The organism is Candidatus Pelagibacter communis (genome assembly GCF_012932795.1).
Lineage (GTDB): Bacteria > Pseudomonadota > Alphaproteobacteria > Pelagibacterales > Pelagibacteraceae > Pelagibacter > Pelagibacter ubique_S.
In genome coordinates, this window is the sequence record NZ_LANA01000002.1 from 395,551 (window position 1) to 415,928 (window position 20,378).

19 protein-coding genes are annotated in these 20,378 nt (G+C 27.2%); all 19 read right to left on the reverse strand.

The genetic code is table 11. The annotated features are described in order from the left end of the window. Positions 1-3 precede the first annotated feature (3 nt). Positions 4-1,134, reverse strand: coding sequence for a lipid-A-disaccharide synthase (lpxB, locus tag VP91_RS06205; RefSeq protein WP_169036582.1), 1,131 nt, complete (start codon positions 1,132-1,134; stop codon positions 4-6). After that, entirely contained in the window at positions 1,131-1,928 is a 798-nt protein-coding gene (locus VP91_RS06210) for an LpxI family protein (RefSeq protein ID WP_169036583.1), read from the reverse strand. The genes lpxB and VP91_RS06210 overlap by 4 nt, the downstream gene beginning before the upstream one ends. Then, positions 1,928-2,713: an acyl-ACP--UDP-N-acetylglucosamine O-acyltransferase gene (gene lpxA, locus VP91_RS06215; RefSeq protein ID WP_169036584.1), complete on the reverse strand. Its 786-nt coding sequence runs from the start codon at positions 2,711-2,713 to the stop codon at positions 1,928-1,930. Before lpxA ends, VP91_RS06210 begins: the two co-directional genes overlap by 1 nt. Then, positions 2,713-3,693, reverse strand: coding sequence for a UDP-3-O-(3-hydroxymyristoyl)glucosamine N-acyltransferase (gene lpxD, locus VP91_RS06220; protein ID WP_169036585.1), 981 nt, complete (start codon positions 3,691-3,693; stop codon positions 2,713-2,715). The genes lpxA and lpxD overlap by 1 nt, the downstream gene beginning before the upstream one ends. 55 nt (positions 3,694-3,748) lie before the next feature. Further along, positions 3,749-4,198 carry a 3-hydroxyacyl-ACP dehydratase FabZ gene (gene fabZ, locus VP91_RS06225; RefSeq protein ID WP_169036586.1) on the reverse strand — a complete coding sequence of 150 codons (450 nt, stop codon included), beginning with the start codon at positions 4,196-4,198 and terminating at the stop codon, positions 3,749-3,751. Between the two features lie 4 nt (positions 4,199-4,202). Beyond that, the gene (locus VP91_RS06230) at positions 4,203-4,730 is read right to left on the reverse strand and encodes an OmpH family outer membrane protein (RefSeq protein WP_169036587.1); all 528 of its coding nucleotides are present in this window, start codon (positions 4,728-4,730) and stop codon (positions 4,203-4,205) included. Beyond that, positions 4,730-6,961 carry an outer membrane protein assembly factor BamA gene (gene bamA, locus VP91_RS06235; RefSeq protein WP_169036588.1) on the reverse strand — a complete coding sequence of 744 codons (2,232 nt, stop codon included), beginning with the start codon at positions 6,959-6,961 and terminating at the stop codon, positions 4,730-4,732. The genes VP91_RS06230 and bamA overlap by 1 nt, the downstream gene beginning before the upstream one ends. Before the next feature lie 8 nt (positions 6,962-6,969). Beyond that, on the reverse strand, positions 6,970-8,136 hold the full coding sequence (dxr, locus tag VP91_RS06240) for a 1-deoxy-D-xylulose-5-phosphate reductoisomerase (RefSeq protein WP_169036589.1): 1,167 nt from the start codon (positions 8,134-8,136) through the stop codon (positions 6,970-6,972). A gap of 4 nt (positions 8,137-8,140) precedes the next feature. Then, positions 8,141-8,806, reverse strand: coding sequence for a phosphatidate cytidylyltransferase (locus VP91_RS06245; RefSeq protein ID WP_211181518.1), 666 nt, complete (start codon positions 8,804-8,806; stop codon positions 8,141-8,143). Beyond that, complete coding sequence (gene uppS / locus VP91_RS06250) at positions 8,803-9,480, reverse strand: polyprenyl diphosphate synthase (protein WP_169036590.1); 678 nt, start codon at positions 9,478-9,480, stop codon at positions 8,803-8,805. Before uppS ends, VP91_RS06245 begins: the two co-directional genes overlap by 4 nt. Then, entirely contained in the window at positions 9,477-10,028 is a 552-nt protein-coding gene (gene frr / locus VP91_RS06255; RefSeq protein ID WP_169036591.1) for a ribosome recycling factor, read from the reverse strand. The genes uppS and frr overlap by 4 nt, the downstream gene beginning before the upstream one ends. Next, on the reverse strand, positions 10,029-10,880 hold the full coding sequence (gene tsf, locus VP91_RS06260; protein WP_169036592.1) for a translation elongation factor Ts: 852 nt from the start codon (positions 10,878-10,880) through the stop codon (positions 10,029-10,031). It lies immediately after the preceding gene. Between the two features lies 1 nt (position 10,881). Continuing rightward, positions 10,882-11,700 carry a 30S ribosomal protein S2 gene (gene rpsB, locus VP91_RS06265; protein ID WP_169036593.1) on the reverse strand — a complete coding sequence of 273 codons (819 nt, stop codon included), beginning with the start codon at positions 11,698-11,700 and terminating at the stop codon, positions 10,882-10,884. Between the two features lie 130 nt (positions 11,701-11,830). Continuing rightward, positions 11,831-15,247: a DNA polymerase III subunit alpha gene (gene dnaE / locus VP91_RS06270; protein ID WP_169036594.1), complete on the reverse strand. Its 3,417-nt coding sequence runs from the start codon at positions 15,245-15,247 to the stop codon at positions 11,831-11,833. Beyond that, positions 15,231-15,917 (reverse strand): ABC transporter ATP-binding protein, encoded by a 687-nt coding sequence (locus tag VP91_RS06275; RefSeq protein WP_169036595.1) that lies wholly within the window; start codon positions 15,915-15,917, stop codon positions 15,231-15,233. Before VP91_RS06275 ends, dnaE begins: the two co-directional genes overlap by 17 nt. Next, positions 15,910-17,142 carry an FtsX-like permease family protein gene (locus tag VP91_RS06280; RefSeq protein WP_169036596.1) on the reverse strand — a complete coding sequence of 411 codons (1,233 nt, stop codon included), beginning with the start codon at positions 17,140-17,142 and terminating at the stop codon, positions 15,910-15,912. Before VP91_RS06280 ends, VP91_RS06275 begins: the two co-directional genes overlap by 8 nt. Beyond that, positions 17,139-18,473 carry a proline--tRNA ligase gene (gene proS / locus VP91_RS06285; RefSeq protein WP_169036597.1) on the reverse strand — a complete coding sequence of 445 codons (1,335 nt, stop codon included), beginning with the start codon at positions 18,471-18,473 and terminating at the stop codon, positions 17,139-17,141. The genes VP91_RS06280 and proS overlap by 4 nt, the downstream gene beginning before the upstream one ends. 1 nt (position 18,474) lies before the next feature. Beyond that, positions 18,475-18,720, reverse strand: coding sequence for a DUF1467 family protein (locus VP91_RS06290; RefSeq protein ID WP_169036598.1), 246 nt, complete (start codon positions 18,718-18,720; stop codon positions 18,475-18,477). Beyond that, entirely contained in the window at positions 18,721-20,376 is a 1,656-nt protein-coding gene (locus VP91_RS06295) for a ribonuclease J (RefSeq protein ID WP_169036599.1), read from the reverse strand. It abuts the gene before it with no gap. Positions 20,377-20,378 lie beyond the last annotated feature (2 nt).

Here is a 20,378-nt window from a genome sequence, read left to right on the forward strand (position 1 = left end):
AAATTAAAGATACTGCGATAAGATTATTGCAGATTTCTCTGATGAAGAAGTTTTAGATTTGATATTATCAAGAGTTTTACTAACAATATCTAATTGAGATCTAATTAGTTCAGGATTATTTAAAAAATATACTACAGAATTGAATATTTCTTTAGCGTTACATTCACCTTGTAAAAGTTCAGGTATTATCTCTCTATTATTAATAATATTAATAATATTAGCGTAACGGATCTTAATTAAAAATTTCATAATAAAAAAATTAATTATATTAATTTTATAAATGATAATTGATGGAACATTAGCATTACAGATTTCAAGCGTAACTGTACCTGATTTAGCAACAGCAAATATAGAGTTTGATAAAATTTGAGATTTAATATTATCATCAGAAATTACTTGAAAATTATTTAAAGAACTATTTTTTAAAAAACTAACTATTTTTTCTTTATTTTTCTCCGTAGCGTGAAAAATAAAAATATAATTGTTAAATTTTTCATTCATTAATTCAATAAAATCACTTAGAATTGGTAAGAGGACATTAATTTCAGAGTCTCTACTTCCAGGGAATATAGATATAATTTTTTTATTTTTATCAATTAAAGTAGATAAGTTTATTTTAGACCTTTTATTAAGTTCAAGCAATGGATGACCGACAAAAGTATTTAGAATATTTTCTTTATCAAAATATTTTTTTTCAAAATAAAATAGGAGCAGCATATGGTCTATAAATTTTTTAAACTTTTTAACTCTTCCCTCACGCCATATCCAAACCTGAGGTGCTACATAATGGATGGTTTTAATATTTTTATTAATCTTTTTTACTCTTTCAGCAACTCTAAGAGTAAAATCAGGGCTATCAACACTAAATAATACATCTGGATTAAATTTTATAACTTCTTCAACAGTTTTATTGATCCTTTTTCTAATTTTAAAAATGTTAAGTAAAACACTAGTAAAACCAATATATGTAATTTGGTTAAGATCATAAATAGACTTAATTCCAAGAGATTCTAAATTATGTCCTCCAACACATAAATATTTAACTTCAGGGTTCGTTTGTTTTAGTTTCGATATAACAGTTGATGCTAACTTGTCTCCAGATGGTTCTCCAGTAAGTATAAAAATCTTTTTCATAAAACTTTGATAAATATTTTGTTCTTATTAGCAAAACTTATGCTTTTATTTTTATCCATAAAAATATTTTTTTTCGATTTTAAAACAATTCCTTTTATACCAGCTTTTTTACAGTCTTTAAGTGTATCAAAACCTATAGTTGGTAAATCAAGTCTTAAGTCTTGATTTTTTTTGGGGAATTTAATTAATATAGTTTTAGTTTTTATATTTTTATTTTTGTCTATTAACTCGAGCATTTTTTTTGTTCCTTTAGATGTTTCTTTAGAAATAATACTACTTCCTTTTACAACTATCGCTTGGATATGATCATGGGGATTTAACTTATCAAGTGATTTAATGCCTTTACTTACCGATATAAGATCCTCTTTATTTGGTTTAACTTTTGTGTAAGTTCCTCTTGATAATGCTAACTCAGGATTATAAAAAATTGAACTCATAACTTTAATTTTTTCTTTACTTAAAATGCTAATTATACTTTTTAAAATGGCGGCATCTCCAAGTTTGGCTGCTTTAATGATTCTAGGCAAATAATAAATACCTTTTAGATCCATCTTTAATGATGAGAACTTGGGTTTGTTAATTTTTCCAGCAAACAGAACTTGTTTACATTTATTTTTTTTTAATGTCTCAAAAATTTTACCTAATTGACCAATACCAATTGATATTGAATATGGATCTTTTTTAAAAAAATTATTTTTAGAAAAATCAATGATTAAATATTGTATTTTATTCTTCTTAATTTTTTTTAATATTTGTTTTGGAAAGTCAGTATCTCCAAAGAGTAAGCCTATCATTATTGTTCACTATATGGTGTACAAATTGGTCTTTTTTTATCTTTATTAATAAATTTTATTACATCTTCAACTAAATAATTATCTTTATATTCATTCTTTAAATTATTTAAATTATTATTTAAACTTTCTGTTTTAAAAATTTCTTTATAAGCTTCTGTTAGTATAATTATGTCTTTATTTTGAGTTTTACTTCTTCTTAAGCCAACAATATTTATACCATTCAAAAAATTTCGATTTCCTGTGGACACACCGTAAGGTATCACATCTCGAGAAACACCTGTCATACCGCCTATCATCGCTAGTTTGCCAATTCTAACGAATTGTTGAATCCCACATTTTGCGCCGATTATTACAAAATCATCTATAATAGCATGTCCAGCTATCGCAGAGTCATTGGCCATAACAATATTGTTACCAACTATACAGTCATGAGCTATATGGGCACCAATCATAATTAAATTATTATTGCCAACTTTTGTTATTCCTCCACCCTGTATTGTACCAGTGTTAATAGTGACATGTTCTCTTATAGTGTTACCACTGCCTATTATTAGACTTGTTTTTTCACCATTATATTTTAAATCTTGCGGATCACTACCTATTGAAGACATGGGATAAAATATATTTTTTTTACCTATTTTAGTTAGCCCAGTGATTGTAACATGTGATTGTATTATAACTTCCTCATCGATTTCAACATCTGGTCCTATTACAGAGTAAGGACCAACTTTAACATTTGATGAAATTTTTGCTTTCGAATCTATGATTGCAGTTTTATGAATCATTATTTATTCATTTTAATAAAATTTTTTAAATCTTTGGCTGGATATCCCATCACTCTTGAGTTATCTGGAATACTTTTTATTACACCACTACCACCAGCTATTTGAACATTATTTCCTATTTTTAAATGACCAGAAATTCCAGCTTGACCACCTATCATAACATTGTCTCCTAAAATGGAGCTACCAGCAAAACCAACTTGACCTGCAATAATACAATTATTTCCTATTACATTATTATGTGCAATATGAATTTGATTATCTAAATAAGTATTTGTTCCGATCACTGTATTAGACATTGATCCTCTATCGATTGTGGCATTACAACCAATTTCTACATTATCATTGATAATTACCATTCCAATGTGTGGGTATCTAATATTTTTGTCTTTTTTTGGAAAAAAACCAAATCCTTTTTTTCCAATTACACAGCCATCTAAAACATGTACATCATTTTTTATAATTGTATTTCTAATAATAACATTTGAACCAATTGAACAACTATTACCAATTTCAACATTGCTTTCTATAATTGTATTATGGCCTAGCAAACAATTTTTGCCAATCTTTACGTTTTTTCCTATTAAAACATTTTTACCAAATCTTACTTTTTTTTTGAACAAAGTTTTTTCTATTTCTTTAACGTCAAAGTCAAAATCATCCGTAATAGAGTTAGGATAAAATATTTTAGTAATTATAGCTGTATTGATTAAAACATTTTCAACAATAATAGCGTTACAACTACTAGGTAATATTTCAGAAAGGTTGCTTGTTGTAATACAGAATAAAGCTTTGGTTTTTGAAGCTGTGTACTCATATTTTTTAGAATGGAAAAATGTAATTTCAGTATTATTGGCTGATGCTAAATCTTTTATGTCAGTAACTTTTAATTTTTTAAAATTACATTCATTTTTTATTTTGGATAGCAATAAAAGTTTATTAATTTCAAAAGGACCATTATTTTTTAAAAAAGGATTTTTCATTGATAAAAACTTTTATCAAAAATTATATCAATTACTTATCAAGAATTGTTACTAATTATTTTCTATCAACGATAGTTGCAGACCATTGAGCATCAGCCATTTTTTTTCCATCTACAAATGCTTCACCTTTATACTTCCAAACTCTTCCATGAGATCTTGTCGCTTCGATATCTAGTTCCAGTCTACAATCTGGTATTACTGGGTTTCTAAAACGAGCTTTTTCTATTCCCATTAAAAAAACTAATTTATTGTCATAGGTTGATTTATCTAGGCCATGTGCAGTTAGCGCTGCGGCTGCTTGACCAAAGGCTTCAACTATTAAAACACCTGGCATAACAGGATTCCCAGGAAAGTGACCTTGGACAAAGAAACTTGTTTTTTTAACATTAACAACGGCTTTTGCTGAGAATAATCTTTTAATATTAAGAATTTCATCTATTAAAAGCATTGGATCTCTATGAGGGAGTAACTTGATAATTTCCTCTCTGTTTAAACTATTTTTCATAAAATTATTTGATCTTAAATTCTTTAATTTGTTTATCTACTAAGACCATTATATCGTCAGTAATATCAAGTTCATTTTTACCCATAATTATATTTTTTTTTGATAAAATTATTGAGATATTTTTTTCTTCAGAATATTTTGCTAATATGGGGTTAATAAGACTTAATAGTTTTGCTGTTGCGTTTATTCTTTTTAAGTTTGCATCATTTATATCTTTTTGTTTTTTTTCTCTATATGTGGCTGCTTCATTGCTTAGTTTCTTAAATTCTATTTCGAAATCATTTTTGGCTAAAATATTTTTTTTGCCTAAAAGTGTTTTTTCATCAGCAATCAATTTTTTTTCTATTTTTTTAAAACTCGCCAACTTTGTTTTATTAATTTTTTCTAGTTGTGCTTTTACAGATTTACCAGCTTTACTCTCTAGTAAAACACGATCAACATTATAAAAGACAACCTTTGCTTCTGAATATGACTTATTGAAAAAAAATAATAATAGAAATATGAATAATAATAACTTTTTTGCGTTATTCATTAAAACGTCGTTCCTAAGCTAAACTGGAATGTTTGAGTCTTGTCTGTTGAAACTGTATTTATTGGTTGTGACAAAGAGAAATTTAATGGTCCAATAGGTGTGAACCAATTAACAGCAATTCCAGTTGAGCTACGGATTTCACTTGAGTCATCGATTGAACTAGAATAATCAACTCCCCATACACTTCCCATATCAACAAAATAAGACACTTCAGTATTGTCTAAACTTTGTAATATCATTGGCAATGATGTGGTAAAATTTATTGCAGAAGCATAATTACCCCCAATATAGTCACCGTTATCTACTGGCCCAACATGCTCAAAACCTTTAAGTCTTTTTGAGCTTAATTTTACTCTTTCCGAAATTCTTACATCTTTGTTGGAAATTGAATTAACACTATTTGCAAAAAAAGTAAAACTGGTGATCATTTCGTTCGGTAATTTATAAAACTTTTTAAGTTCGTAAGTATTACCTAAGGTATAAACATCTGATAATAATGGAATTTTTTGAGAAAAAGTACTTTTGAATCCATCACTAGTCATATATTTTTGATTTCTTTTGTCATAGTCAAGCGAGTACCTAAAGCTTGTGTCAAAAAACGAACCCTCTTGTTTTTTTAAAGAATCTGAAGCAGTTGTGCTTGTGGTTAAATTTTCATAAAATACACCTATAGAAGGGTTGAAATACAGATCTTCATATTGTTCAAATCCAGTACCAAGAGAAAAACCAGTTTTAGTTGTTTTATAACCATTATTAGCAAGTTTATCTATTTGCGTACTTTGAATATTTGTAAAAATCGTTCTATCTGAATATTTATAATTTGGGTTAACAACAGAGAACTGTCCTCTAACAGTATCAGCGCTCATTCTAAGTGAAGATTTAAGCCTGATACCTTTACCCATATAATTATTTTCGCTGACAGAAAAACCAACCGTACCACCATCTGAACCAATTCCTGCACCAAGAGAAATTTCACCTGTCGGTTTTTCAGTTACAGTTATATCAAGAATTTTTTGTTGATCTGTCGAACCATTTCTTGTTGTAGAAGATACTTCTTTAAAAATGCCCATAGATTTTAAATTATTTATAGATTTAGACTGGAGTAATTCATTATAAGCATCACCCTCATCAATTTGTAGTTGTGATCTGATTACATTTTCTTGTGTAATATTATTGCCCTTAATATTAATACGTTCAACATATTTTTTTTTTGTTTCAGATATAGTTATTATAAGATCAAGGAAATTATTGTCTAAAACAGACTCTTCTATAGAGGCATTAATAAATTCGAACTCTTTATTGAGACTTATAACATCTATTTCATCAACAATTTTGTTTAATTTAGTAAAAGAATATTTTGAATCTTCAAGTTTTTCTAATAACTTATTAATTTCAATAAAATTATCTACATCATAATCTATTGGCAAAATTAATTCTGCTTTATTAATCCTATAAATGTTACCTGCATTAATATTAAATACTACTTTGAAGTCACCATCATCAAGTAACTTAGCAAAAACACTTGAAATCTTAACATTGTAATATCCACGATTTAAATAAAATCTTTTTAATAAACGTTCGTCAAGTTTTAGTTGTTCTTTGTTTAAAAACTTTTTACTGGAAATAAACTTCCAAAATTTATTTTCTTCACTGGTGATAATGTTTCTTAATTTATTAGATTTAAAGACCTTGTTACCTGTGAATTCAATGTTTTTAACTAGAGCTCTCTCACCCATTTCAATATCATATATTAAATCAATTGTACCATTTGAGTTGTCTATAAATGAAGAGGTTACATTAGAAAAGAAAAAACCCTGAGAGATAAGGGCTTGTTTAATTAATAACAAATCTTGAGAAGCCATGTATTCGTCATAAGGGCTTTTTTCTAATAATTTTATACTTTCAAATATAGCTTCTTTAAATTTTTTTGCTTTGATGCCATTAAGAACTACTGACTGAATAATCTTATTTTCAAAAACATCTATAATTAATTTTTGATCAACAAATTCAACTTTTACATCGGCAAAAAATTTAGTTTCATAAAGATCTTTAATAATATTATTTAAGACTTGATCATCTATTTCATCACCTATTTTTATTTTAGAAAAATTAATAATGGTTGCTTTTGAAACTCTATCATTATTTTCGACTATTATTTCCTTTATAGTTTCAGAAGAAACTTTAAAAGTGAATATTAGAATAAAAATAAGAGATAATAAAAATTTATACATCGATGAATTTATACACTTAAAGAGTCTATTTTTAAACTTACATAATCTTGTAATTGCTCAATTTGGGCAACATTTCTGGGCTTTATTAACTTGTATTTTTTAAATTCTTTGAAATTTATAACTTTTAAAAGAATTTTAGATATCTCAATAAAAGAAATTTCATTTCTTAAGAATTTATTAACTAATTTGTCGTTAATAGTAACAATTACAGTTTCATATAATGAGTCTTTACTTGGTAAACTTTTAAGCATCTTAACAACTGGAAATCTTTTTATGTCTATAACTTTAAAATTAAGATTGTTAATTATATTAAAATCTAATTTTTTTGAATTTATTTTTTTTGAGTGATTTGGATATAATGAGTTAAAAATCGGTATCACCATGTTAGTATCATGTATCAATAGTTTAGTTAATCCATTATCAAACTTAACAACCGCATGAACATAGGATTTGGGATGAACCAAAATTTTTAATTTTTCGTAACTTAAGTCAAAAATCTTTTTAGCTTCAATTATTTCAAAAACTTTATTCATCATTGTAGCGGAATCTATGCTGATTTTTTTTCCCATAGACCAATTTGGATGTTTTAAAGCTTGTTTAGTTGTTATAAATTGAAAATTTTTTAGTGGATAATTTATAAAAGGTCCACCAGAAGCTGTTATGAATAATTTTTCAATATTTTGATCTTTTGCATTATTAATTAATGACCAAATAGAAAAATGTTCAGAGTCGACAGGAATAAAATCAGTCTTATATTTTTTTAATTCATTTTTAATTAATGACCAGCCACATATAATGGCTTCTTTGTTTGCAATTGCTATTTTTTTAGAATATCTAATTACCTTTATAGTAGGTTTTAAACCTACAAGTCCTGATATTGCACTCATAGTATAATCAATTTTATGATTCTTTAATATTTTTTCTAAAGATTTAAAATTATTATAGATATTAATTTTTTTATTTTTGAAATATTTTTTGATAATCAAATATTTTTTATAATCAGTAACAATTATATTTTTTACCTTAAAAAAAGTAATCTGTTTTAATAAATCTTTAATATTTTTATTCGCTGTTAATAAAACTATCTCAAAAGAATTTGCATCCTTTTTTAATACACTAATTAGGCTTTTTCCGATTGAACCAGTAGAACCGAGAATGACAATTTTTCTTTTCATTAAATCAAAAAATTCCAAATATTATAAAACCAACTGGTATAGCAAATAACATACCATCAATTCTGTCAAGCACACCACCATGGCCAGGTAGTAAATCACTTGTATTTTTCACATTGGCTTTGCGTTTGAGTAATGAAATAAACAAATCTCCCAATTGTGATGTTAAAGAAATTAACAAAGTTATAATTAATAAAATTAAAATATTATGATTTAAAAAAAAGTCTAAAAAAAATGGTATTAAAGTAAGTGAACAAATGAAAGAGCCCAAGGAACCAGATATAGTTTTATTAGGACTAATTTTAGTTAGTTTCTTTCCTTTAAATATTTTCCCAAATAACATACCACCTAGATCAGATGTAATTGAAACAAGTAACGAATAAACTATATACACTTGAAAATAGTCATTTTTGTAAAAAATAATTAAAATTCCCAAAGATAAGCAGGTTAAGTATATTAACGAAATGCTCTTATAAATAAATCTGAATATTGTATCTATATTTTTTTTTTTTTTGAAAATTTTTGAAATTAGTCCATAGAACTCTATCCAAGCTAAAATAGAAATTATAATAAGAGATATAATTAAAATATAAAAATAGAAATACATTGATACAAGAAGTAACAATAAAAATAAGGATGTTAAAATTCTTTTATTTAATTCTTTTTTAATCATATGCTACCAAAATTTCTTTTTAGAATTTTAAATTTATTTAGTATTATTTTTAAGTCTTTAGAATTGAAATCCGGCCATAGTTTTTTTTCAAAAAAAATTTCAGTATAAGCCAACTGCCATAAAAGAAAATTGCTTAATCTTTTTGTTCCACCAGTTCTAATTAATATATCTGGATCTGGTATATTTTTTGTATAAAGGTTTTTTTTTAAATTTTTTTCTGTTAATTTGAGTTTATCTTTTTTAATAACTTTTAATGCATTTAAAATCTCCTCTTTTGAACCATAATTTAGAGCAAGATTTATTTGTAATTTTTTCTTGAATGCAGTTTTTTTTTCAGATTCCATTAATAATTTCTGCATTTTCATTGAAAATTTTTTTTTATCACCAATAATAATTAGTTTAATTTGATTTTTAATTAAACTTTCTATTTTCTTTAACAAAAAATTTTCTAATAAATTGAATAAAAAAGAAATTTCTTTTTTTGGTCTTTTCCAATTATCTGTTGAAAATGTATAAAGTGTTAAGTAATTAATTTTTTGTTTTAATGTTTCTCTTATAATATCTTCAACTGCATTAAGACCAGCTTTATGTCCAGCATTTCTTGTTTTTTTATGCTTAAGACCCCATCTACCATTTCCATCCATAATTATGGCAAGATGTTTGACAGGGTTCATATTGTCATTATTTCTTTTTCTTTAATTTCAACTTTTTGATCTATCTTTTTAATATGCTCATCTGTAAAAGTTTGAATAATTTTTTCAAATTTCTTTTCTTCATCTTCACTAATTTCTTTATTTTTTATTAAATTTTTCAATTCATCATTAGCTTCTCTTCTTATATTTCGTACTGAAATTTTACTTTTTTCCCCCATCGACTTAATTACTTTTTTAATTTCTGTTCTTCTCTCTTCATTTAAATCTGGAACTGGTAATCTGATTAATTGACCATCAATTTGAGGATTTAAACCAAGCTCAGATTTTTTAATTGCAGAATCAACTAAAGGTACATTGTTAAGATCCCAAACTTGGATATTAATTGTTCTTGCATCTGGCGTAGTGATACTGGAAACTTGATTTAATGGCATTGCCTGTCCATAAACATCTACTTTTACCAAGTCAAGCATAGATGAATTGGCCCTACCAGTTCTTAGAGATGTTAGTTCTTTTGAAAAGACTTCAATGGCTTTGTCCATTTTTTGGCTGTACGTTTTATCACTAAACATTTATTCACCAATTTTTAATCTGTAAAAATCCTTAATCTTTAAACTTGATATATTAAGATCTTTTATTATATCTTGCACCTTTTTTTTTGGTTCCATAACCCAAGCTTGAGTTAATAGCGCATTATCCTCTTTAAATTTATTCATCTTACCTAAACTAATTTTTTTTGCTATATCGTCGGTTTTTCCAGAATTTTTAAGTTCCTCTGTGACAAGATCTTGTTCTTTTTGAAGAATATCTTTGTTAATTAAATCTGAGTTTAAAGCTATAGGATTGGATGCAGCAATATGCATTGAAAGTTGTTTTCCAAAAATTCTCATCATTTCACTATTATCTGATGTTTCAATAGAAACTATAACTGATAATTTCGATAAATTATCCTTAACCACAGTATGCAAATAACTAAAATTTTTAGTACCAGGTTCATTAAAAGTTTTTGCTTTACCAATAGTTATTTTTTCACCCATTTTTGCTATCAAAGAAACTAAGTTTTCTTTAACTGTTTTGCCATTTTTCATATTTGTTTTATCTAGTTCATCTAAATTCGATTCATTTTTATTGTTTAATTCACACAATTCTTTCACAAACAAAACAAAGTCATCATTTTTGGCAACAAAATCAGTTTCACAATTAACTTCTATAACTGAAATTCTATCTTCGTTTCCAGAAGTAGCAATGACACCTTCTTTTGCATCTCTAGACATTTTTTTAGAGGCTTTAGAAATTCCTTTAATTCTTAAAATTTCTATAGCTTTATCTAAGTCTCCACCTGACTCTTTAACAGCTAAATTACAATCTTTAAACCCTGCACCAGTCGCTTCTCTTAGTTGTTTTACTTTTTCTATATCACTCATATTAATTTGATTTATCTTTTTTTTTTGAAAACTTAGTATCTAATTTTTCCCTATCTAGTTCTTGCACAGTCTTAGATGACTTTTCTTTTTTTGTGATATCTTCAATTTCAGGTTTTTCTTCAGTTTTAGCTGGAGTAGCTTTTTTTGCATTTTCAATAGTTTCTTTAATTAGATTACAATAAAGATCAATTGATCTTCTAGCATCATCATTACCAGGAATTGGAAAATCAATCCCGTCTGGGTTTGAATTACTATCTAATATTGCACAAATTGGAATTCCTAATTTAGATGCTTCAGCAATCGCTAAAGACTCATAATTAGTATCAATAATAAAAACTAAATCAGGAACCTTTTTCATTTCAGCAATTCCACCTAGGGCTCTTTCTAATTTGTCTTTTTTAACACTCATCTTTAATAATTCTTTTTTAGTGAAACCTCTATTTTCAGCTATAAGATCAGATTCATATTTTTTCATTTTTTTAATTGAGCCTGAAATTGTTCCCCAGTTAGTTAACATCCCACCTAACCATCTGTAATTCACAAAATACTGACCTGTTTCTTTGGCAGCTTCTGCAATTGCTTCTGAAGCTTGTTTTTTTGTTGATACAAAAAGAATTTTTCCATTATTAGCGATAGTATTATAGACTTTTTCTAAAGCTACATTTGTAAGTTCTAATGTTTGAGTTAAATCAATAATGTGAATTGAATCTCTTTTTCCAAAAATATATTTTTTCATCTTTGGATTCCATCTTAAAGTCTTATGCCCTAAGTGAACGCCTGCTTCTAATAATTGTTGTATAGTTAGATTTGGTATTTTCATTTTTTATTCCCGGTTAAGCCACCACAGTAATTTCCATTTAAGGACCGGAGGTATAAAACCACAAACTGTGTGCGTGTTAGTTTAATTTAGGTGTTGTGTACAAATTATTTGAAAAACAAACAAGTCTTTTTTAATGAATAATAGTAAAAATATTGTTATTTCTTAGGCTATTTATGGCTTTTCTGTCAATAAGACGTCTATTTTTTAATATAAAGCTAATATCTTTATCTTTATCTTGAATATTTATTTTGACCTGAGTGGTCCCTTTTTCACTAACTAAATTAGATATTTTATCAATATCATTTAGAGACTTAACATTGAATATAATTTCATTAACAGGTTTATTAAATAGATCCTTAAGTGAGGCAATTTTTTGTACATTAATTCTTTTTAATTTATTTTCATCTATAGAAATTGTCTTTGTTAAGCTTATAATTAAAGAATTACCTTCTATTAAGTTTTCTCTATTCAAGTTCAAGATATCAGAAAAAACAAAAAGTTCAAAAACACTTGTTAAATCAGTTAATTTAATAACACCATAAGAATTACCTTTGGCTGTTTTTCTTTCTGAAATTTTTAGAAGCGTTGCTGCAACATTTGATTCTTTAAGGTTGTCATCTAAATTAAATTTAGCATAATTAACTATCTTGTAATCATCAAAAATTTCTTTAAATTGATTTAATGGATGATCGGATATAAAAAAGCCTATTGCTTCAAATTCTCTTGATAAACGATCTTCAAATTTCCAATCTTCTGTATTAAAAACAATTTGACTATCCTGTGATTCATCCGATGCAAAAAGATCAATTTGGTTTGCAGCCTTATTTTCAAAAATATTTTTTGTTTTCAAAATAAAATTAGGTATTGAATTAAATAATGCTTGTCTATTATTGTCTATATTATCAAATGCACCTGCTTTAACTAAACCTTCAAGTTGAAGTTTATTAATATCTTTGGGGTTAACTCTATTTAGAAAATCGTTTATTGATTTAAACATACCATTTATTTTTCTCTCTTTCACAACATTTGATATTGCTTCATATCCAACACTTTTAATAGCACCAAGTGCATAATAAAAGTTATTTTCATCAAACTGGAAATCCGCAAAACATTTATTAATATCTGGCCGTACAACTTTAATGTTAACTCTTTTTAGTTCTTCGTGGAATTCTCCTAGTTTATTTTGATTAGATATATCCATCGTCATTGATGCTGCAAAAAACTCTTTGGGATAGTATGTTTTTAAAAATGCTGTTTGGTAAGAAATTATCGCATAAGCTGCTGCGTGACTTTTGTTAAAACCATATTCAGCAAATGGTTCAATTTTTAAAAAAATACTTGCTGCAACATCTTTGCTAATTCCATTTTTAAGTGCACCAGCAATAAAACCTTGTTTTTGTTTTTCTAGTTCTGCTCTCTTTTTTTTACCCATGGCTCTTCTAAGAATATCTGCTTCACCTGCAGTAAACCCTGAAAGTTTTTGAGCAATTTGCATGACCTGCTCTTGGTAAATTATAACACCATAGGTTGGTTTAAGAATTTCCTTTAGTAGGGGATGTAAATAGTCAGGAATTTGTCTTCCATGTTTACAGTCATTATAAACTGGTATGTTGTTCATGGGTCCAGGACGATAAAGTGCAACTAAAGCTATAATGTCCTCAATATTATTAGGTTTCATTTGCAATAATGCTTCACGCATTCCTGCACTTTCAACTTGAAACAACCCAACAGTGTTACCTGATGATAATAGCTCAAAAACCTTCTGATCATCAAAATTAATATTTTCAATTTTAAACTCTTTAATCTTTTTTTGAATAAGTTTTTGTGTTCTATTAATTACCGTTAGAGTTTTTAACCCTAAAAAATCAAATTTAATCAGTCCTGCATTTTCAGCTGAATACATATCAAATTGTGTAGATGGCAATAATAAGTCTGCTGCCGCATCTTTGTATAAAGGCACAACTTCTGTTAATTTTTTATCTGCAATTACAACACCAGCCGCATGTGTTGCTACATTTCTGTTTAAGCCTTCTAGTTTTAAAGAAAGATCGGTTAATTTTTTCACACGTGGATCTTCATTTATTAATTTTTTAAGTCTTGGTTCACTATTAATACACTCTGTTAAACTTTGTGGTCTTGAAGGATCAAACGGTATCATTTTAGAGATACTATCAACAAAACCATATGGTAAACCTAAAACCCTACCGACGTCTCTAATAACCATTCTGGCTTTTAATTTTCCAAAAGTTATTATGTGAGCAACACTATCTTTATATTTTGTTGTTAGATATTTGAAAACAAGATCTCTTTTTTCTTCACAGAAGTCTATATCAAAGTCAGGCATGGATATACGATCAGGATTTAAAAATCTTTCAAATATCAAATTAAATTTAATTGGATCAACATCAGTAATGGACAAACACCAGGCAACAAGAGAACCAGCTCCAGATCCTCTACCAGGTCCTACTGGAATATCATTGTTCTTAGCCCATTTAATATAATCAGAGACAATCAAGAAATAACTTGGGTATTTCATTTTAATTATGATTTTTAACTCATGATCAAGTCTATCTTTATACTTTAAAAATTTATTATCAGCTTCAAGTTTATTTTGATCGATTTTAAAAACTTTTTTAAATTTTTCTTTTAATCCATCTAATGAATCTTTTTTAAGTGTATCATCAGCACTGACTCCTTTTTCTGAACTAATATTTGGTAATATAGGCTTAGAAAATTTAGGTCTAAAATTACACTTAAATGGTAAATTAAAATTATTCTCTAAAGCCTCTGGGAGATCTAAAAATAATTTTGACATTTCTTCATTAGACTTAAAATAATGTTGATTACTGTACTTAACTCTATTTTTTTCATTAATATAAGTTTTTGCACCAATACAAATTAGTGCATCATGAGCTTCATGCATATCTGATGTTAGATAATAAACTTCATTAGTTGCAATAATTGGTATTTTATTTTTAGAAGATTGCTCTAGATTAAATTTTTCAAATGCAATTTCATTTTGATCTCCATGTCTTTGAATTTCTATATAAAAATTATCATTAAATATTGAAGATAAGTCTCTATAAATTTTGGTTATTTCTTCTAAACGTCCCTTTTCAAATAGCTTTCCAAATAAACCTTGAATTGTTCCAGAGAGTAATAAAACTCCTTCAGTGTCAGTTAAAAGTTCTTTAATATCTAAATGAGGGTCTGAAAGTGCATCGTTTTCAAGATAAGATCTGGAAGAAAGTTCTATAATTCGTTTATATCCTTTTTCATTTAGAGCGATTAAAGGGAGTAATCCACTAGTGTCTTCAAATTTGAAGTAGATTTGTGTACCAATAATTGGTTGAGTTCCTACTTTAGAAATATTTTCAGCAAATTCTAATGCACCACATAAATTTGACGTATCAGAAAGACCTAGGCAAGGCACTTTGTGTTCTTTACAAAAATCTTTTAAGTTGTCAATTTTAATTGCACCTTCACAAATTGAATATTGAGTATGAACTTTTAAATGATTAAAATTTTGATTATTTGATTCCAGCATTGATAGTTTTTATATTACCATCAATCATTTCTAATTTGCAATCTGCCATATTAGCAAAAAATCTATTATGAGTTGCATAAATTATTAATCGATTATTATTTTTTAAATTATACAAAACTTTAAACACTTCTTTAGCGGTTCTACGATCAAGACTACCAGTTGGCTCATCTGCCAATATAATTTCAGGTTCGTTTATGAGCGCTCTAGCTATTGAAATTCTCTGTATTTCTCCACCAGATAATTCTGATGGGTAGTGCTGTTCTCGTGACGATAATCCCATCTTTTTAATAATCTTTTTAGCTTTTTTAATTGAGTTATTTTTTTCTCCACTTAAAGCTAAACCTGCAAAATAAACGTTTTCTAAAGCTGTAAAGTCAGAAAGTAAATTATTTTGTTGATAAATAATACCAATTTTACTTGATCTAAGATTATCATTTCCATTGTTATCATTAAAATCTATTGAAGTATTATTAATTGATAAAGATCCAATTGTAGGTTTATCAATCAATGACAAAATATTAAGAAGTGTTGATTTTCCTGATCCTGAAGGACCCATGAGAGAATAAATTTTACCTTTTGAAAATGTGTAATCAATTTTTCTTAAAACATTAATCTTTTTATTATTAGAAAAAGATTTTGAAATTTTTTTTAAAGTTATTAAATTATTCATACTTCAAACCTTTTACTGGGTCTAATTTTGATGCTTTAATTGCAGGAAAAATTGAAACAATAATAGTTATAAAAATTGAACATAATGAAATAATTAGAATTGATATTGGATTAATCTCAGATGGCATTGTGCTTAAAAAATAAATCTCTTCAGGAAATAAACTAATATCAAATGTATTACTTAAAAATTCTCTTAAATTTTCAATATATAAGGAGAATAAAATACCTAAAAAAATTCCAAAGAAAGTTGCAGAAGTTCCAATAAAAAGACCAACTAGAAAGAATATTTTAATGATTGATTTATTTAAGACACCAATCGATTTAAGTATTGCTATATCTCTAGTTTTATTTTTTACTAAAATTGTAAGTCCAGAAATAATGTTAAAAGCAGCTACTATGATAATTAAAGATAAAATTATAAACATTACATTTCGTTCAACTTTTAAAGCTGAAAATAAAGAGCTATTCATATCAGCCCATGTGTATACAAATTCATTATTAAATATACTTTGAATTTTTTTTTTACCATCACTGATATTTGATGGATTTTTTAAATATATTTCTAAATTTCTTTTATCTTTGTCTAATGAAAAAAAACTTTCTAAAGTTTCTAAATTAATAAACGCTATGTTTGAATCAAAATCAGCAATTCCACTGTCAAAAATTGAATTTATAACAAATGATTCTTGTTTAGGTAAACTACCAATAATTGTTTCAATACCTACTGGAGACATAATTGATACAGTGTCACCTACACCAAGACTCAGGTTAAAACTTAATTCTTTACCAATTGATATAGAGTTTTTAACTAATTGATTTGACTGTCCAGTAAAGTTACCCTTTTTAACAACATCTAGTTTAGAAAAGTCTAAACTATTATATCCTCTCAACACTAAACCCTTAGTATAATCTTTGCTAATAATAATTGCTTCACCAGAATTACTAAATATTAATTCTTTTGATATTTTTTCTAAACTTTTTTGATTCAATTCTTTTTTGTTAATTGAAGTATCATACGGTTTTACTGTTACATGAGCATTAAATCCTACAATTTTATTTATAAGCTCTGTCCTAAAACCATTCATGACTGACATAACTATAATTAATACAGCAACACCTAAACTTATTCCTATAAATGAAAAGATAGATATTATATTTAAAAAACCATCTTTTTTTCTAGTTTTAAGATATCGAAACGTTATTTCTTTTTCTAATGTAGAAATCAATATTTTGCTTTTTCTTCTTTAATTATTTTAATAACATCAACTAATTTTATTTCTAAAGATTCATCACCAGGTCTTTTAAATTCTACTAAGCCATCTCCAGTTTGTTTACCAATAATAATTTGAAATGGTGCTCCTATCAAATTCATTTTTTTTATCTTAGAAGAAAAATTTTCATCAGTATCATCTATAATTGCTTCAATATTATTTTTTATAAGTTCTTTATTAATGTTATTTGCTTTTTCTAAGGCTGACTTATCATTTTTACTGATCATGGGAATTATTGAAATATCATAAGGTGCCACAGATATTGGCCAATTCATAGTTTCATTTTGATCATCATATTTAGCCTCTATTATTGCGCCAACTAGTCTTGATACTCCAATTCCATAAGAGCCCATCTTAACAAAATCTTTTTTACCACCGGGCAAATCTACAGATGCACCCATTGATTTAGAATATTTATCACCAAAATAAAATATATGGCCAACTTCAATGCCTTTTGTGCTCAGCCTATTTTCTTCTGTGACTTTGTCCTCAAATTCTTTTTTATTAAATTTTTCATCTGTAACTGCATAAAATTTTTCAAATTTTTTTCTTAATTCTTCTAAAGAGTTTTTTTCAATTTTAGTATCATCGCTATTAACTTTAAATATTCTTTCATCTGCAAAAATTTTACTTTCACCAGTGCCAGCTAAAATAATAAATTCATGAGAAAGATTTCCTCCAATAGGTCCTGTATCAGCAGCCATTGGTATAGCAGTAAGTTTTAATCTTTTGAATGTTCTTAGATAAGAAAGAAAGAATTTGTTATATGAATAAATTGCATCATCATCACTTACATCAAAAGAATAGGCATCTTTCATATAAAATTCTCTCCCACGCATAATTCCAAATCTAGGTCTTACCTCATCTCTAAACTTCCATTGAATATGATAAATTAATTGAGGTAATGATTTATAAGATTTAACGCTTGATCTAAAAATATCAGTAACTAATTCTTCATTCGTTGGTCCATAAAGCATCTCTCTACCCTGTCTGTCTTTAATGCGTAGCATTTCATCCCCATAATCATCATAACGACCACTTTCTTTCCAAATATCACTGGGTTGAATAGTAGGCATCAGTATTTCTTGAGCGCCAATCTTATTTTGCTCTTCTCTTACAATTTGTTCAATTTTTTTCATCACCTTAAAGCCTAAGGGTAGCCATGAATAAATACCTGCCGAGGATTGTTTGATCATACCCACCCTTAGCATTAATTGGTGTGATTTAATCTTTGCTTCTGAAGGATTGTTTTTTAATATCGGTATAAATGATTTTGAAATGTACATTTTAAGTAATTATATATCTTAAATTCAAATATTCATATTTTATCAATAAATAAATTATCATGAAAATAACAGTTGTAATACCAGTACAATAGATAAATTTTTTTAACATTTTTGGATTTTCAGGGGAGCCAGGGTCTTCTCCATCTATTTTGATATATTTTTGTCTATTTACGTCAATTGGAAGAATTGTAAAAAAAACTATCCACCAAATTATTATGTAGATTATAGCTAGGCCTGTTGCACTCATCTATATAGTTACTAAGTTAATATTTATAAATGGTTTTTTTCCAGTAAATTCTCTAGTGCATTTTCTACATGTGATTTTTAATGCATCAATTAAATTATATTCTTGTTTTTTACTTTTTATAGAAAAAGTTCTAGTTGTTTTTTCTATTATTTCTTCTAATTCATATATAAATTCATCAACATCATAAACTGGTAAACCTCTAAATGTTATAACTGGTCTTTTATGTATCTTTCCTTTTGCTGATATCAATATGGTTACTTCCATATAGCCATTGGCACCTATATTTTTTCTATCCTTAATAGATTGAGAATCTTCTTCTACACTCATACTCCCATCTAAATAAAGTCTGCCACTTGGGGCTTTGTCATAAACTTGTGGTTTACCAGGGTATAATTTTACAATATCTCCATTTTCTACTTGTACAGGATGTGGAACTTTCATTTCATAAGCAAACTTCATATGTTCAATCATATGTCTATGTTCTCCATGCACTGGAACTACACACGAAGGTTTAACCCAATCATACATTTCTCTAAGGTCATCTCGATTTGGGTGACCAGATACATGAACAAATTCACTTTCCTCAGAAATAACTTCAATTCCATCTTTAACTAATTGATTCTGTAATTTGTATAATTTTTTTTCATTACCTGGAATAATTTTGGATGAAAAAATAACTGCATCATCTTTTTCAATAAAAACATCTGGGTGCGTGTAGCTAGAAATTCTCATTAGCGCAGCCATTGGTTCACCTTGGCTTCCAGTGCAAAGATATACTATTTTTTCTCTGGAAATTTTTTTTGCTTCACGAGGGTCTATTGGTTCAATAACATTTTTTAAATAACCACATTGTCTTGCTGCTTTAAAAATTCTATGCATTGATCTTCCAACTAGCGATATTTGTCTCCCCGTTTTTTCTGCACAATAAAAAGCCGTTTCCATTCGAGCTACATTTGATGCAAAAGAAGCCATTACTATTCTTTTTTTTAGACTGCCCATTATATTTAGTAAGCTTTTTCTAACATCTAATTCAGAGCCAGCTTTACCCATACTGAATACATTTGTTGAGTCACAAATCATTGCCAATACACCTTCTTTACCAATCTCTTTAAGTCTTTCAGAGTTTGTTTTTTCACCTAGTAACGGTTCAGGGTCAATTTTCCAGTCTCCTGTATGCAATATTATTCCTGCTGGTGTTTCAATTCTAAGACCATTAGGTTCGAGAATTGAGTGGGTTAAAGTTATATATTCTATTTTAAAAGGATCTAAATTGATTGTACCATTCAGCTGGACTATTTTTAAATAGTTAGTTACATCAATATTTTTTTCTTTAAATTTTTCTTTTATTAAAAGTGCAGTAAATGGAGTTGCAAAAATTTTACATTTTAGTTGTGGCCATAAATGTGCAATTGCTCCTATGTGATCTTCATGAGCATGAGTTAAAATAATTCCTAAAAGATCTTCTTTTTTATCAACAATAAAGCCTGGATCTGGATAAATTAAATCTATGCCAGGCAACGTGTCATCAGCAAACGTTACACCAATATCAACCATAATCCACTTATGCTCACCTGGTTTCCCATAGGCAAATAAGTTCATATTCATACCTATTTCACCTGATCCCCCTAAAGGGCAAAATAATAGCTCATCTTTCATAT

Bases quoted from the DNA above. Each gene is read 5' to 3' on its own strand.
- lpxB (WP_169036582.1), bottom strand. From the start codon at position 1,134: ATGAAAAAGATTTTTATACTTACTGGAGAACCATCTGGAGACAAGTTA.
- VP91_RS06275 (WP_169036595.1), bottom strand. From the start codon at position 15,917: ATGAATAATTTAATAACTTTAAAAAAAATTTCAAAATCTTTTTCTAAT.
- fabZ (WP_169036586.1), bottom strand. From the start codon at position 4,198: ATGAAAAATAGTTTAAACAGAGAGGAAATTATCAAGTTACTCCCTCAT.
- lpxD (WP_169036585.1), bottom strand. From the start codon at position 3,693: ATGAAAAATCCTTTTTTAAAAAATAATGGTCCTTTTGAAATTAATAAA.
- bamA (WP_169036588.1), bottom strand. From the start codon at position 6,961: ATGTATAAATTTTTATTATCTCTTATTTTTATTCTAATATTCACTTTT.
- VP91_RS06295 (WP_169036599.1), bottom strand. From the start codon at position 20,376: ATGAAAGATGAGCTATTATTTTGCCCTTTAGGGGGATCAGGTGAAATA.
- tsf (WP_169036592.1), bottom strand. From the start codon at position 10,880: ATGAGTGATATAGAAAAAGTAAAACAACTAAGAGAAGCGACTGGTGCA.
- rpsB (WP_169036593.1), bottom strand. From the start codon at position 11,700: ATGAAAATACCAAATCTAACTATACAACAATTATTAGAAGCAGGCGTT.
- dxr (WP_169036589.1), bottom strand. From the start codon at position 8,136: ATGAAAAGAAAAATTGTCATTCTCGGTTCTACTGGTTCAATCGGAAAA.
- uppS (WP_169036590.1), bottom strand. From the start codon at position 9,480: ATGAACCCTGTCAAACATCTTGCCATAATTATGGATGGAAATGGTAGA.
- VP91_RS06210 (WP_169036583.1), bottom strand. From the start codon at position 1,928: ATGATAGGCTTACTCTTTGGAGATACTGACTTTCCAAAACAAATATTA.
- dnaE (WP_169036594.1), bottom strand. From the start codon at position 15,247: ATGCTGGAATCAAATAATCAAAATTTTAATCATTTAAAAGTTCATACT.
- VP91_RS06290 (WP_169036598.1), bottom strand. From the start codon at position 18,720: ATGAGTGCAACAGGCCTAGCTATAATCTACATAATAATTTGGTGGATA.
- lpxA (WP_169036584.1), bottom strand. From the start codon at position 2,713: ATGATTCATAAAACTGCAATCATAGATTCGAAAGCAAAAATTTCATCA.
- VP91_RS06245 (WP_211181518.1), bottom strand. From the start codon at position 8,806: ATGATTAAAAAAGAATTAAATAAAAGAATTTTAACATCCTTATTTTTA.
- proS (WP_169036597.1), bottom strand. From the start codon at position 18,473: ATGTACATTTCAAAATCATTTATACCGATATTAAAAAACAATCCTTCA.
- VP91_RS06230 (WP_169036587.1), bottom strand. From the start codon at position 4,730: ATGAATAACGCAAAAAAGTTATTATTATTCATATTTCTATTATTATTT.
- frr (WP_169036591.1), bottom strand. From the start codon at position 10,028: ATGTTTAGTGATAAAACGTACAGCCAAAAAATGGACAAAGCCATTGAA.